Origin of the sequence: Actinocorallia sp. A-T 12471, from assembly GCF_033875155.1 — a bacterium.
Lineage (GTDB): Bacteria > Actinomycetota > Actinomycetes > Streptosporangiales > Streptosporangiaceae > Actinocorallia.
On the sequence record NZ_JAWZTE010000007.1, the window covers coordinates 75,599 to 89,232 of the forward strand.

13 protein-coding genes are annotated in these 13,634 nt (G+C 71.8%); 6 read left to right on the top strand and 7 right to left on the bottom strand.

Translation table 11 applies throughout. The features are described from left to right. Positions 1–48: 48 nt before the first annotated feature. Entirely contained in the window at positions 49–876 is an 828-nt protein-coding gene (locus tag R9X44_RS20610) for a thioesterase family protein (RefSeq protein ID WP_319815852.1), read from the bottom strand. Positions 877–1,074: 198 nt separating this feature from the next. Between R9X44_RS20610 and R9X44_RS20615 the strand changes: the two genes are divergently transcribed. Further along, a complete protein-coding gene (locus R9X44_RS20615; protein WP_319815853.1) occupies positions 1,075–1,785 on the top strand; it encodes a hypothetical protein in 711 nt (236 codons plus the stop codon). Positions 1,786–1,829: 44 nt separating this feature from the next. Here the strand turns inward: R9X44_RS20615 and R9X44_RS20620 are convergent, their stop codons facing one another. Next, positions 1,830–2,573, bottom strand: coding sequence for an arylmalonate decarboxylase (locus R9X44_RS20620; RefSeq protein ID WP_319815854.1), 744 nt, complete (start codon positions 2,571–2,573; stop codon positions 1,830–1,832). A gap of 274 nt (positions 2,574–2,847) precedes the next feature. Here R9X44_RS20620 and R9X44_RS20625 point away from each other — a divergent pair, with 274 nt between their 5' ends. Next, the gene (locus tag R9X44_RS20625) at positions 2,848–3,870 is read left to right on the top strand and encodes a PHB depolymerase family esterase (protein WP_319815855.1); all 1,023 of its coding nucleotides are present in this window, start codon (positions 2,848–2,850) and stop codon (positions 3,868–3,870) included. A gap of 83 nt (positions 3,871–3,953) precedes the next feature. Beyond that, positions 3,954–4,727, top strand: coding sequence for an SGNH/GDSL hydrolase family protein (locus R9X44_RS20630; RefSeq protein ID WP_319815856.1), 774 nt, complete (start codon positions 3,954–3,956; stop codon positions 4,725–4,727). 7 nt (positions 4,728–4,734) lie between these two features. Here R9X44_RS20630 and R9X44_RS20635 read toward each other — a convergent pair whose 3' ends face one another. Then, on the bottom strand, positions 4,735–5,298 hold the full coding sequence (locus tag R9X44_RS20635; protein WP_319815857.1) for a PadR family transcriptional regulator: 564 nt from the start codon (positions 5,296–5,298) through the stop codon (positions 4,735–4,737). 123 nt (positions 5,299–5,421) lie between these two features. Here R9X44_RS20635 and R9X44_RS20640 point away from each other — a divergent pair, with 123 nt between their 5' ends. Then, positions 5,422–5,814, top strand: a complete 393-nt coding sequence (locus tag R9X44_RS20640; protein WP_319815858.1) for a nuclear transport factor 2 family protein — start codon at positions 5,422–5,424, stop codon at positions 5,812–5,814. A gap of 4 nt (positions 5,815–5,818) precedes the next feature. Here R9X44_RS20640 and R9X44_RS20645 read toward each other — a convergent pair whose 3' ends face one another. The 4 genes from R9X44_RS20645 to R9X44_RS20660 all read right to left on the bottom strand — a co-directional run bounded on the left by R9X44_RS20645 (position 5,819) and on the right by R9X44_RS20660 (position 11,950). Further along, positions 5,819–7,420 (bottom strand): AMP-binding protein, encoded by a 1,602-nt coding sequence (locus R9X44_RS20645; RefSeq protein WP_319815859.1) that lies wholly within the window; start codon positions 7,418–7,420, stop codon positions 5,819–5,821. After that, positions 7,417–8,733, bottom strand: coding sequence for a cytochrome P450 (locus R9X44_RS20650; RefSeq protein ID WP_319815860.1), 1,317 nt, complete (start codon positions 8,731–8,733; stop codon positions 7,417–7,419). The genes R9X44_RS20645 and R9X44_RS20650 overlap by 4 nt, the downstream gene beginning before the upstream one ends. A gap of 87 nt (positions 8,734–8,820) precedes the next feature. After that, on the bottom strand, positions 8,821–11,064 hold the full coding sequence (locus R9X44_RS20655) for an arylsulfatase (RefSeq protein WP_319815861.1): 2,244 nt from the start codon (positions 11,062–11,064) through the stop codon (positions 8,821–8,823). Positions 11,065–11,083: 19 nt separating this feature from the next. Then, positions 11,084–11,950, bottom strand: coding sequence for a bile acid:sodium symporter (locus tag R9X44_RS20660; RefSeq protein WP_319815862.1), 867 nt, complete (start codon positions 11,948–11,950; stop codon positions 11,084–11,086). Between the two features lie 122 nt (positions 11,951–12,072). Between R9X44_RS20660 and R9X44_RS20665 the strand changes: the two genes are divergently transcribed. Beyond that, positions 12,073–12,684: a TetR/AcrR family transcriptional regulator gene (locus tag R9X44_RS20665; protein WP_319815863.1), complete on the top strand. Its 612-nt coding sequence runs from the start codon at positions 12,073–12,075 to the stop codon at positions 12,682–12,684. A 188-nt stretch (positions 12,685–12,872) separates the two neighbouring features. Continuing rightward, positions 12,873–13,625: a peptidoglycan recognition family protein gene (locus tag R9X44_RS20670; RefSeq protein ID WP_319815864.1), complete on the top strand. Its 753-nt coding sequence runs from the start codon at positions 12,873–12,875 to the stop codon at positions 13,623–13,625. The last annotated feature ends 9 nt before the right edge of the window (positions 13,626–13,634 follow it).

Consider the following 13,634-nt stretch of genomic DNA (forward strand, 5'->3'; position numbering starts at 1 on the left):
AGGCGGCGTGGCCGTCGGCACAACCCCGGGGGTACCGGCCCAGCGCCTTTACGCAGTAAGGTCACTGTCGGTCGGGCGCGGGGTGTAGAAGGCCGCCGCGGTGTTGGCCAGGGCGACGATCGTGCAGGTGCCGATGGGACCGTTCCCGTCGTAGACCGTGACGGTGCCCGTGGCGACGCCGTCGGCGCTCAGGTGCGAGACCGCCTGGAGGCCGATGTCCTCGCCCTCGGGCAGCCTGGTCAGGGCGAGCGTGTAGTCGGCGTTGATGTACTGCAGGCCCGCGCTCCCCCAGCCGGTGAGCGGGCTCGTGACGTCGCCCGCCAGCGCGGCGCGTACGAACGGCGTGAGCGGCGCGCCCTGCACGAGGGGAATCCGCTCCCTGATCCACGCGCTGTTGCGCGCGCCGCCCTCCCACACCGCCATCCGGTTGTCCGGGTCGACCTCGCCGTGCCCGTGCGGCCACAGGAACAGGGCGTGCCCGTTGTTCTCGGGCTCGGCGGGCGGGAGCGGCGCGCGCATGGGGTCGTCGGGCCGCCAGACGTGGCCGGGCGGCTGCGGGGCGCGGCGCAGGAACACGAGGCTCGCGCGGGCCCCGACCGTGCCGTCCTGGACGATCTCGGCGTCGGCGATCTTGATCCTGCGGCCCTCGCGCACGAGCGACGTGCGGACGGTGAACTGCTTCATCCCGAGCGGCCGCAGGAGGTCGACGGTCAGCCGGGCGGGCAGGAGGTCCGGGTCGCCGTGCCGGTCCTCGAGGCAGTGCGCGAGGACGCCGCCCACGATCCTGCCGTTCATCATGTCCGCGCCCCAGGGCCCGACGGCGTGCGGTCCCGGGAAGAAGACGTCGCCTTCGACGCCGAAGACGGCCTCGGTCACCCGGGTCTCCACGAGACCGTCCGCTGGAAGTTCTGTGTGCTGCGTCAAGGGGTCCGTCGCAATCTGTGTGGCTCGATCCGCACCGCCGCTCCGACGAGGGACCGGACGGCGTACGCTTCATCATGAAGCCCCGTCTTCCCCACGGAGAACGCGGCTCCCCCCTGAAGCGACGAACACCAGCTCGGAGCGAGATCCACGATGTCCCTGCACGAGATCGAGGACGCGGTCGAGGACTCGATCCGGCTGCTCGACGCGGCGCGTCCCACCGGCGACCCGGGTCCGCGCGCGTGGATCGCCGCGCTCTACCGCTACCAGGACGCCCACGACTGCTCGTTCACCCGCTTCCGGCTGATGGACGTGCTGCTGCGGCGCGGCTTCGCCTACCGCTTCCCGCTCGACCGCCACCCCGATTACACCGAGCGCCGCGCCTTCCTCGACGGCATCACCGGGTTCACCGCGCTGCGCGAGTTCGACGAGTCGGCCGAGGACTTCGCGGGCTACGACTCATGGCTCGAGGACGGCTACGTCGACCCGCCGCACCTGTACTGCGAGGCGGGCACCGCCCTGTGGCGGCGCGTCGTCGCGCGCGGCGGGCTGACCGGCGCCGACGCCGTCGCGCCCGCGCGGGTCCCCCTGATCGAGGCGGTCGCGGCCGTGGCGTCGGCGGCCGAGGCCAAGGGCGACGTGTCCCTGATCGCCTTCTGGTACTCCCTGGGCGCGGCCGAACTCCTCGACGGCTCGCCCTGGTGGGCCTGCCACCCCGAGGAGCTCGCCGAGGTCCCGGCGATCCGCGAGCTGCGCGGCGTCGTCACGCGCACCCGCGCGCTGGACGACGCCGACCGCCCGCTCGACCCGCTCGACCACGACGACCCGGACGACCCCGAGACGTGGTGGTTCTCGGGGCTGTGAGGCTCCGCCCGAGCGCACGCGGCGCGGCGCTCGGGCGGCACGCGCTAGTGGTCGCGCAGGAGGCGTCCGGCGTCCGGGAGGCGGTCGGCGATGCCGTGTGAGCGCAGCGCGTGCCAGAGCGTCGCGGTGTTGATGGGGATGACCGGCTTGCCCAGCTCCTCCTCCAACGTTCCGGCGAGGTCGACGAACGACAGGTTCGTCCCGACCTGCACGATCGCCTCGACGTCGGGCCCGTCGAGCTCCGCGACGACCTCGCGCAGCCGCGCGTCGGGGACGCGGGCGATGTCCATCGCGGTCGGGCAGCGCAGTCCGGTGATCGCCTCGACCCGGAAGCCCGCCTCGGTGAAGAACCTGCCGACCTCGACGTCGGCGACCGGCTGGTACGGCGAGAACACCGCGATCCTGCGGACGCCGAGTTCCTCGAGCGCCGCCTTGCAGGAGGAGGCCCCGGTCGTCACCGGGAGGCCGGTCCTGTCGCGGAGCCGCTTCTCAAACGCCGCGTTGCCCTCGACGCCGCCCCAGAACGTCTCGGCCGACATGCCCATCACCATCCGGTCGGGCTCGGCGGTGAGCGCGTCGCGGACCGCGACGTCGATCGACGCGCGGATCTGGCCGAGCAGCGCGTGGAACGCGGCGTCGTCGCCCATCACGGGGTCGGGGATGTACATCGAGCCCGCACGGAACGCCACGCCGGGGACGGCCGCCCTCCAGTAGTCGTGCTCCACGACGGTGTTCGTGCTCGGCACGATCACGCCGAAGACGGCACGGGGGCCCACGGAGTTCGTCATTCACACCCTGCCTCGCTCGGTTTCCGGCCGACACCGCAGCTTACTCACGTTTCGCTGCAAGGAACAGAGTTTCTTTGTCAGAAACGACATGCCGGGGTGACGGGCCGCGACGGCTTCGGTGGCGGTCGCACCGAGGTCATGTGCCGTCGCACCGCGTCGCCGCCGTCGCCTTGCCCGCCGCCGGGCCCGCCCGGGACAAAGGGAGGCCGGGAGGCGGCTCGACGCGAGGCGCGGACCGCCTCCCGCCCGCGTTCCCCCATCAAGAGGTGGTCCCATGTACGAGCGCATCTCCCCCCACCGCGCGCTGCGCGTCGCGGTCGCCGTGCTCGCCGTGCTCATCGCCGCGGTCGCCGGCGCGGGCGCGTACGCCGTCCGCGCGTCGGCCGCGACCGGGTTCCACGAGGTCACGAACTTCGGGGCGAACCCCGGCAACCTGCGCATGTTCGCCTATGTCCCGCCTTCCCTGCCCGCGGGCGCTCCCGTCGTCGTGCTGTTCCACGGCTGCGGCGGGCAGGCGCAGAACCTCGACGTCAACACAGGCTGGCGCAAGTACGCCGACGCGTTCGGGTTCGCCCTCGTCATGCCCGAGCAGAAGCCGGAGAACGTCGGCGCGGGCGGGCTCATCCCGCACAAGTGCTTCAGCGCCTGGAACCAGGCCGACCGCACCCGCGCGGGACAGGGCGAGGCGCTGTCCGTCGTCAGGATGGTCCAGCACCTGGCGGGCGCGCACAGCGCCGACCTGAACCGCGTGTTCGTCACCGGGTACTCCGGCGGCGGCGCGGCGACCAACGTCATGCTCGCCGCCTACCCCGACTTCTTCAGGGCGGGCGCGGTGTTCTTCGGCATGGCCTACGGCTGCGCCGACACCGAGACCGCGTACTTCACGACGCCGCCGCTCGGCCAGTGCTCGGGGCCGCTCAACTTCACCGGCGCGCGGACCTGGGGCGATCGCGTGCGCAGCGCCTACCCGGGATACACCGGGCCCCGGCCGAAGGTGCAGCTGTGGCACGGGTCCGACGATCCCGTCATCTCGCCGCGCTCCCTCGACTACCAGCGCGACCAGTGGACCGACGTGTTCGGCGTCAGCCGTGTCCCGGCCTCGACCACCACGCCCGTCTCCGGCGTCACCAAGCGGGTCTACGGCGACGGCCGTCTGGAGACCTACACGGTGAGCGGGATGGGCCACCAGGCCCCGGTCGACCCGGGTTCCGGCATCACGAACTGCGGCCAGCCGGGCACCGGCCATGCCGCCATCTGCGGCCCGTACTACGCCTCGGTGTTCTTCGGCCTGGCCTGATCCCCGGGCGGCGCGCGGCCTCCGCGCGCCGCCCACATAGACAACGGCGACATTAGTCGCATAGTTGACTACTATCGGGCGGCATGGGCTTTCTCAGATACGTCGCGGTCGGCGACAGCCAGACCGAGGGGATGAACGACGGGGACGAGGCGACCGGCTACCGGGGCTGGGCCGACCGGCTCGCGGAGCTGCTGGCCGCCGAGGAGCCGGGATTCCGGTACGCCAACCTCGCGGTGCGCGGCAGGCTCACCGCCGAGATCCGCGCCGAGCAGGTGGGCCCCGCCCTCGCCCTGGCCCCCGACCTGGTGACGGTCATGGCCGGCATGAACGACCTGGTCAGGCCGTCCTTCGACGCGGCGGCCGTCGCCGCCGACCTCGACGCGACCTACGCGGCCTTCGCGTCATCGGGCGCGACAGTCGTGACGTTCACCTTCCCCGACCTGGGCCGCATCGCGCCGCTCGCGCGCCGCTTCGTGCCCCGCGTCGTCGACCTCAACGCACGCATCCGCGCGTCGGCGGCCAGGCACGGCGTGCTCGTGGTCGACACGTTCGGGCATGACGTCACCGTCGACCCCCGGCTGTGGAGCGCCGACCGCATCCACGCCGCCCCGCTCGGGCACGCGCGCATCGCCTCCGTCGTCGCGCACACGCTCGGCCTGCCGGGCCCGCACGCGGCATGGACCGAGCCGCTGCCGCCGCTGCCCCGGCCATCGGCGCTGAGCGGCGTCTACCGCGAGGCGGCCTGGGCCGCCGCGACCCTCGCGCCGTGGGCGCTGCGCCGGCTGCGCGGCGTCTCCTCCGGCGACGGCCGCACCGCCAAACGCCCGGAACTCCTTCCGGTGCTCCCGCAGGGCTGAGGCCCGGTCAGGGCTCGCGGGCCGCCCTGCGCTCCAGGGCGGCGAGCGCGTGCTCGGCCCAGCTGATGTTCTCGCGCTCGAAGGCGATGCCGCGCAGCAGGCTCAGGTAGGGGCCGACGCGCTCCGCGGTGGCGAGGAAGTCGTCCTCGGTACGGCCGTCGAGCAGGCGCTGGCGCAGGCGTTCGTAGAGCGCGCTCTTGGCCTCGGCGCGGGCGCGGCGCTCGGCGATGGCCGCGCGGACGGCCGCCGCGTCGCCGACGTCGACGGCCTGGACCTGCACCAGGAGTTCCTCGCGCATCGCGCCGGGCTTGGGCGGGGCGGAGGTGAACGCGTACAGTGCGGCGCGGCCCTCGTCGGTGAGGGAGAACAGCCGTTTGTTGGGACGGCGCTCCTGCTGGACGACGCGGGCGCTGAGCAGCCCGTCGGCCTCCATCCGCTCGAGTTCGCGGTAGAGCTGCTGCGGCGTGGCCATCCAGAAGTTGCCGAGCGAGACGTCGAAGTTCTTGGCGAGGTCGTAGCCCGAGGCCGCGCCCTCCAGAAGCGCGGCCATGATCGCGTTGCGCAGTGCCATGCCCGGCATCCTACCCGCCGCGTTGACTACTCAATTTGTTTGATATTCATATCTGGACATACCTCGGCCTTCCGGCCTATCGTCCGGTGAGCCAGAAAGCGAACGATCGAGGAGCACCTGCCCATGCATCCCTTCCGCGCCGCCATCGAGGCAGGCGACACCGCCGCCGTCGAGGACCTGCTCGCCGACGACGTCGTCTTCACCAGCCCCGTCGCGTTCAAGCCCTACGAGGGCAAGCCGCTCACCGCGGCGATCCTGCGGGCCGTCATGCGGGTCTTCGAGGACTTCGAGTACCTGCGGGAGATCGGCGAGGCCGACGGCGACGACCACGCCCTCGTCTTCCAGACCAAGGTGAACGGCAAGACGGTCCAGGGCTGCGACTTCCTCCGGCTGAACGCCGAGGGCAAGATCGTCGACTTCATGGTCATGGTCAGGCCGCTGTCGGGGGCCAACGCGCTCGCCGAGGCGATGGCCGCCCAGTTCCCGCGCATCCAGGCCGAGGCCCTCGCGGGCTGAGGCGTCACGGCAGCTCGTGCCTGCGGACCTTGCCCGTCGCGGTCCTCGGCAGCGCGGCGACGAACACGACGTCGCGCGGGACCTTCGCGCGGGACAGGCGGGCCGCGACGTGCGCCCTGACGGCGTCGGCGTCGAGGCCGCCCGAGGTGACGACGTAGGCGCGCAGCCTGCTCCCGAAGTCCGCGTCCGGCACCCCGACGACCGCCGCCTCGATGACGTCGGGGTGCTGTTCCAGCAGCTCTTCGACCTCGGCCGGGTGGACGTTCTCGCCGCCGGACACCACCATGGCGTCGGCGCGTCCGGTGACGTGGAGGCGGCCGCCGTCGTCGAAGAAGCCGAGGTCGCCGAGGCCGAGCCCGGCGCGTGCGTCGTGGGCGGCCTGCTCGGAGCCGGTGTAGCCCTCGAACCGCGTCGGGCTCGCCACATGGATACGGCCGACCGTGCCGGGCGGGACGGGGCTTCCGTCGGGGCCGAGGACCGTCACGCGGGTGCCGGGCGGCGGGGTGCCCGCGCAGCCGGGCGCGGCGGCGAGGTCCGCGGGCGTGGCGATCGCGACGCAGGACGCCTCGGTCGAGCCGTAGAAGTTGTACAGAACGGGCCCGAGCGCCGCCATGACGCGGCCGCTCAGCTCCGCGCTCAGCGGCCCTCCCCCGGCCACCACGATCCGCAGCGCGCCGAGATCGGCCGACCCGAACCCGGGTGCGGCGAGCAGCCTGCTCACCATCGTCGGCACCGCGACGAACGCCGCGCAGCGCGCCTCGGCCAGCGCGGCGAGCACCCGCTCGGCGGCGAACCTCCGGTGCAGCACGAGCGTGCAGCCGAGCGACAGCGCGAGCGTCGCCGACGTGAGCCCCCACCCGTGGAACAGCGGCGGCGCGACGAACACCGCCTCCCCGCCCCGGAACGGAATCCGACTGAGAATCCCACCCGGGAGCGCCAGCGGCTCCCCCGGAGCCGGCGACCTGCGCGCCCCCTTGGGCCGCCCGGTCGTCCCACTGCTGAGAATCACCAACGTGCCGGGCACGGACGGCGGCGGCGGAACCTCGCCCGCCTCACGCGCGAGCACCGCAAGGTCGGACTCCACAGGTGGGGACCCCGATGCGTCCGTGGGCCAGGGGTCGGCGGTGAACGTGCCGCGCGCGAACTCGAGGCCGGACAGGCGTTCCGTGAACTCGGTGTCGTGTGCCAGGGCCGTGAGGGCCTGGGTCGTGGTGACGGCGGCCAGTTCCGGTGCGGCCGAATCGGTGTTCAGGAGGACGACGCGGGCGCCGAGGCGGGTCGCGGCCGTCAGGGCGATGAGGAAGCCGCGGTGGTTGCGGCAGAGGACGCCGACGCGGTCTTGCGGGCCGATGCCTCGGGCCGCCCAGGCTGAGCACACGCCCTCGACCGCCTGGTCAAGCGCGCGGTAGCTCAGGACGCCGAAGTCGTCGGCCAGCGCGGGGCGGTCGCCGAAGCGGGCCGCGCCGACGGCCGTCGCCGCGCCCAGTGCGCCGTAGGCGCGCATCGCGCGTGCGACCTTGCGTGCGGTGCGCGGTCCCATCGGGCCGAGGAGCCCGGCGCGGGCGCTCGCGCGGGCCCACGCGAGCCGGTCGCGGACGGACGTCACCGGCCTTCCCCGGGCGGGGTGAAGGTGAACGGCATCCGTTTGATCCCGTTGATGAAGTAGGAGGCGAGGAAGTCCGGCTCCCCGTCCATTCTGACGTCGGGCAGGCGGGTGAGGAGTTCGCGCAGCAGCACCGTCATCTCGCGGCGGGCCAGGTGGGTGCCCATGCAGTAGTGCGGCCCGGGCGCGCCGAACGCCACGTGCGGGTTGGGCGAGCGGGTGATGTCGAAGACGTCGGGGTCGGTGAAGACCGTCTCGTCACGGTTCGCCGACGGGTACACCATGACGACGATGTCGCCCTTCTTCAGCCTCACCCCATGTAGCTCGGTGTCGCGGGTGACGTTGCGCCGGAACTGGATGACCGGCGGCGAGTAGCGCAGCACCTCGTCTATCGTCCCCGCGATCCTGCCCTCGAAGTCCTCGAGGAGCAGCGCGCGCTGGTCGGGGAACTCGGTCAGCAGCCGCAGCGTGTGCGCGATCGCGTTGCGCGTGGTCTCGTTGCCCGCCGCGACCAGCAGCACGAAGAACGACCCGATCTCCTGCGACGTCAGCGCCTCGCCCTCGGCGTTGGGCGTGACGAGTCTGGTCACGAGGTCCTCCCCGCCCGACCCGCGCCGCTCCTTGCCAAGGCGGCGAACGAGCCGGAACAGGTCGTTCCCCGCCCGCACGATCCGGACGGCACCGCGCAGTGTGTCGGCGACGCCGGGCGGCTTGTCCAGGTCGTCCGACTTCATACCGTTGTACTCGGGGTCGGTGTACCCGAGGATCGTGTTGGTGTGCCGCAGGATCATGTCCTGGTGGGTGTCCGGGATGCCCATGATGTCGCAGATGATCTCGACGGGCAGCCGTGCCGCGACCTGGGCGACGAAGTCGCGCGGGCCCTCGGCGACGACGTCGTCGACGATTCGGGCGGCGCGGCGGCGCAGGTCGTCGTCAAGGCGTTCCAGCATGCGCGGGCTGAACGCACGGGACACGACCCGGCGGATGCGGGCGTGCTCCGGGTCGTCCATGTTGATCATCGACCCGTAGAAGCGCGCGGCCCACGGCGGCATCTCCATGAGCGTGTTCGAGGCGGGCTCGCTGCTGAACAGCTCGGCGTTGCGGCTCGCGGTGAGCACGTCGGCGTGCCGGGAGATGACGTAGAAGCCGGGGGCCGACCTGGTGAACGGGATCTTCACCAGCGGCACGAACGGCGCTGCGTCCAGCGCGCGCATCTTCGCGAACGCCCGCATGCGGAACGGCTCGGGCCTCGTCCAGAACGTCAGTCCCGTCAGCGCGAACTCACGCAGTTCGGGGGGCACGGCGGGAGCGGACACTGGGTCACCTCGTCAGGGATGAGACATTCGCCTGAATATGTCTCAGCCTAAGATCTCCGTCAAGGTGACCCAGCGCACATGCCAGGCTCAGTCGGCGTGCAGCGCCGCGCGCAGGTCTCCCAACGGGTCGCGCTGCGCCCCGCCCGGGGTCTGGAGCCGCACGGACTCCAGCGTGCCGTTCCACCGCGACGGCGTCGTGTAACGCTCGGAGACCGGCAGGCCGATGTCCCCGCCGAGCCTGAGGTGCGCGCCGCCGTGCTGGAGCGCGAACGGCAGCATGCCGGTGAAGTCGAGCGTCGCGACGATCTCGCCGTCCTGGACCAGATGGAACGCCGAGCCGTCCTCAGCGAACGTGTGCGCGACGCCCAGCGAGTGACGGCCTGGCGTGAGCGGCCGGTCCGAGGTCAGTTCGAGGATTCCGTCCGAGCGCGCGAACGCGAACGCGAGCCGCCCTTCGGTGACGAACAGGGCATACCCGCCGAACCAGTCGCCGAGCGCGAACAGGACGCCGTCGGGCTCGGCGGCCGCCTCGACCTCGGCGGTGAACCTGAACCCGCCGAACAGCATCGGCAGCGACTCGTCGCAGACCGGCGACGCGCCGGGCCGGAACGTCCGGTCCTCGCCCGACGGCCACGCGGGGCCGATCAGCGCGCCGAACCTGTCGGTGAGGCCGTCGTACATCGGCAGCACGTGGTTGGCCTCGGCCTCGCGGTCCCACAGCGCGCGCAGCTCCGCGACGACCTCGGGATGCTCGGCCGACACGTCAGCCGACTCCGAGAAGTCGGCGGAAAGATCGAACAGCGCCCAGTGGTCCTCCTCGAAGTCCCGGCTCCCGGTGAGAAGTTCCTCCTCGTCCAGGACCCCGGAGGACAGATGGTCAGTCGTCGTCTTCCAGCGGCCATGGATGAGCGAGCGCGAGCCGAGCATCTCGAAGTACTGGGTCTCGCGCGGGGCCGGGGCCTGCGGGTCGGCGAAGGACGCGCGGAAGCTCGCGCCGTCGATCCGCTGCTGCGCGACCCCGTCGACGGCCTCGGGAGCGGTGATGCCGAGCGCGTCGAGCAGCGTCGGGAACAGGTCGTTCACGTGCACGATCGGGTCGCGCACCGCGCCGCCCGCCGCGATCCCCGACGGCCAGTGCACCACGAGCGGCGTCCGGGTGCCGCCGAGCCAGGTGTAGCGCTTCCACAGCCGGAACGGGGTGTTCCCGGCCCACGCCCAGCCCCAGGAGTAGTGGTTGTAGGTGCGCGGCCCGCCCCAGTCGTCGTAGTGCGCGAGGTTGTCCTCCAGCGACTCGCGGACGTGCGCGGAGAACCTGTGCTCGTTGACGCTGCCCTCCACCCCGCCCTCCGCGCTCGCGCCGTTGTCGGAGAACAGCACCACGATGGTGTTGTCGAGCTCCCCCGCCTGCTCGAGGTGGTCGAGCAGGCGGCCGATCTGGGCGTCGGTGTGGGTGAGGAAGCCCGCGAAGACCTCCTGCTGACGGGCGTACATGCGGCGCTGGTCGTCGCTGAGGGAGTCCCACGCGGGCACCCACTCGGGACGCTCGGTGAGGACGGTCCCCTCCGGGACGACGCCCGAGGCGACCTGACGCTGGAACACCTGCTCCCGCCACGCCTCCCAGCCCTGGTCGAACCTCCCCCGGTACGGCTCCACCCACTCGGGCGCGACGTGGTGCGGCGAGTGCATCGCGCCGAGGCCGTAGTAGAGGAAGAACGGCTTGCCCGGGGCCGCGTGACGGTGGTCCTCAAGGTAGGTGATGGCGCGGTCGGTGAGGTCCTCCGTCAGGTGGTAGCCCTCCTCCGGCGACCTCGGCGGATCGACGTAGTGGTTGTCCTCCACGAGGCTAGGCGCGTAGTGGTTGGCGTCGCCGTTGAGGAAGCCGTAGTACCGCTCGAAGCCGACGCCCAGAGGCCAGTGCGTGAACGGGCCCGCGGCCGAACGCTCAAAACGCGGCGTGAGGTGCCACTTGCCTATGGCGAGGGTGGAGTACCCGTTGTCCCGCAGGATGCGCGGGAGCGTCGCCGCCGACCTCGGGATGCGCGCGGTGTACCCGTGGTGTTCGAGCGGGATGTCGGCGAGGAAGCCCATGCCGACGGCGTGGTGGTTGCGTCCGGTGAGGAACGCGGCGCGCGACGGCGAGCACAGCGCCGTCACGTGGAACCGGTTGTAGCGCAGGCCGCCTTGGGCGAGCCTGTCCATGTGCGGGGTGGCGATGTCGGATCCGAAGCAGCCGAGCTGGGCGAATCCCGTGTCGTCGAGGACGATCGCGACGACGTTGGGGGCCTTGTGCGGCGGCCGCTCGGCGCGGCGGAAGATCGGCTCGGAGGTCATCGTGGTGCTCCCGGGGAGGTCAGGCCGTGGCGGCGGGGGCGGGGTCGGCCGACAGACGGCGCAGGACAAAGCCGAACACTGCGGCGACGATCATGATCGTGAGGCCGTAGATGCTCGGGGGGATGGCGATGGAGAAGTCGTCGGCGATGCTCAGCGCGAGCGTCAGCGACACCGCGGCGTTGTGGAACCCGATCTCCATGCCCGCCGCGATCGACACCGCGCTCCCCGCGCGGGTGAGGCGGCCCGCCGCGTACCCGGTGGCCAGGCTCGCGGCCGCGAAGAGCAGGACGGCGGGGAAGACCGTGGTGAGGTTGGCGGTGAGCACCGAGAGGTTCGAGGTGAGCCCGCCGACGATGAGCAGGCCGAGGCCGAGCGCGGAGACGATCCGGAACACCCGCTCGGCGCGGTCGGCGAACCCGCGCGACGCCCTGGCGCGCACGAGCATCCCGAGCGCGATCGGCACGAGCACGACCGCGAAGACCCTGGCGATCTCGCCGCCGTGCAGGCCGACGCCGTCCTCGTCGGGCAGGAAGTGCGCGAGGGACAGGTTGGTGATGATCGTCAGGGTGAAGACCGAAAGGACCGAGTTGACGGCGGTGAGGGTCAGGTTGAAGGCGACGTCGCCGCCGAACAGGTGCGAGTACAGGCCGGCGAGCGGGCCGCCCGGCGCGGCGGAGACGAGCATCAGCCCGACGGCGGCGTACGGCGGCAGTCCGATCAGGCTGACGATCCCGAAGCAGACGAGCGGCAGGACGAGCAGCTGGCAGCCGAGGGCGACGGCGATCGTCAGCCTGTGGTGGCGGACGCGGCGGAAGTCCTCGACCGTCAGGCCGAGGCCGAGGCCCAGCATGAGGACGGCGATGATGAGCAGCATCGACCCGTTCACGCGGCACACCCCGGGGAAACCGTGGTCACGGTGGTCTCCTCACTACAGTGAAGCGGGATTAAGACAGGCTGTCTTAATTCGTGCCGGATACTATGGCTACTTGGTAGGAAAAGGCAATATTTATGACACGGGCGACGCACGCGCGCGAGAAGATCCTGAACGCCGCCGAGCGGCTGTTCGCCGAGCGCGGCTTTGAGGTGTCCCTGCGGGAGATCGCCGGCGCGGCGGGCCAGCGCAACAACTCGGCGGTGCAGTACCACTTCGGCGACAAGACCGGCCTCGTCGACGCGCTGTACGAGTTCCGGATGACCCCGCTCAACGTGCGCCGCCGCGAGATGATCGCCGAGCTGCGCGCGGCGGGCCGCGAGGGCGACCTTCCCGCGCTGGTCGAGGCGTTCCTCGGGCCGCTGTCCGAACATGTCCTCACCCACCGGGGCGAGAGCTGGTACCTGCGCTTCACCAGCCGGTACGTGCTGTCCGGCGGGTACCGCTCGTGGCCGTTCTCCAGCGACCACTACCCGGGCATGACCGAGCTCGTCCCGCTGCTGTTCGCGCGGCTCCCCGGGCTCACCGAGGAACGGCTGCGGGCGATGTTCCTGCACATGCTCGTCGTGCTCGCCGACCTGGAGCAGCGCTACGCCGACCCCGGTTTCGACGACGCGGCCGCGGCGGCGGCCGCCGCGGACCTGCGCACGACATGCCTCGCCGTGCTGACCGCGGGCGGCCCGGAGTGACTTGGGTCTCGTTTTCGTCGGCGGGCGGCGCGGACGGTTCCCGGAGCCGGGGAGGTCAGCGGCCGGACGCGTCCGCGAGCGCGATGGATACGGGTGGGTAACGGGTCACGGGCATTTGGACGAAGGGCCGGAGGGGCGCTCCGGCCGTGATTATCATCGGGGATGGCCGGAGATCCGAGGGGGCTTGGGTGGCCTATCCCTATATCGGTGCGTTGAAGCACGGCGGGAAGCAGGGGCGAATCCTGCGGATCGTCATCCATGCCACGGTTTCACCGTGTGTGCGGGGTGGTGCGCGCAATGTCGCCCGCTACTTCCAGAGCAGCAACGCCGGAGGCAGCGCCCACTACGTGGTCGACCCCGGCGAGATCGTCCAGTGCGTCCGCGACGACGTCGTGGCCTACCACGCGCCGCCGAACACCGGGACGCTCGGCATCGAGCTGTGCGACCCGCAGGCCGGCTCGCCCAAACGCTGGGACGACGACAACCACAAGGCGATGCTCGTGCTCGGCGCGAAGCTCGTCCGCGAACTCGCCGCCAAGCACGACGTGCCGCTGGTCCGCGTCAACGCCGCACAGCTGCGCGCGGGCAGGCGCGGCATCTGCTCGCACGTGGCAGTCAGCGACGCGTTCGGCCAGACCGACCACGGCGATCCCGAGGTCGCGGGCCCGTTCCCGTGGGCGAAGTTCATGCAGCTCATCACCGAAGGAGAGGACGACATGCCGTCGCCCAAGGAGATCTACGACGCCGTCTGGAAGCGCGACGTGATGCCGTCGCCCGCCGACGACCCGAAGAACCCGACATGGCAGGCCGAGAGCGTCCTCACCGACGTGAACAAGAAGGTCCGCGTGCTCCAGGACCAGGTGACCGGCCTGAAGAGCGAGCTCGCGTCGACCAACGCCAAGCTCGACCAGGTGCTGAAGCTGCTGCGCGCGGGGTCCTGACAGCGGGGT

Coding starts and splice junctions, on each gene's coding strand:
- R9X44_RS20640 (WP_319815858.1), top strand. CDS start 5,422: ATGCATCCCTTCCGCGCCGCCATCGAGGCAGGCGACACCGCCGCCGTC.
- R9X44_RS20655 (WP_319815861.1), bottom strand. CDS start 11,064: ATGACCTCCGAGCCGATCTTCCGCCGCGCCGAGCGGCCGCCGCACAAG.
- R9X44_RS20665 (WP_319815863.1), top strand. CDS start 12,073: ATGACACGGGCGACGCACGCGCGCGAGAAGATCCTGAACGCCGCCGAG.
- R9X44_RS20635 (WP_319815857.1), bottom strand. CDS start 5,298: ATGGCACTGCGCAACGCGATCATGGCCGCGCTTCTGGAGGGCGCGGCC.
- R9X44_RS20625 (WP_319815855.1), top strand. CDS start 2,848: ATGTACGAGCGCATCTCCCCCCACCGCGCGCTGCGCGTCGCGGTCGCC.
- R9X44_RS20630 (WP_319815856.1), top strand. CDS start 3,954: ATGGGCTTTCTCAGATACGTCGCGGTCGGCGACAGCCAGACCGAGGGG.
- R9X44_RS20620 (WP_319815854.1), bottom strand. CDS start 2,573: ATGACGAACTCCGTGGGCCCCCGTGCCGTCTTCGGCGTGATCGTGCCG.
- R9X44_RS20615 (WP_319815853.1), top strand. CDS start 1,075: ATGTCCCTGCACGAGATCGAGGACGCGGTCGAGGACTCGATCCGGCTG.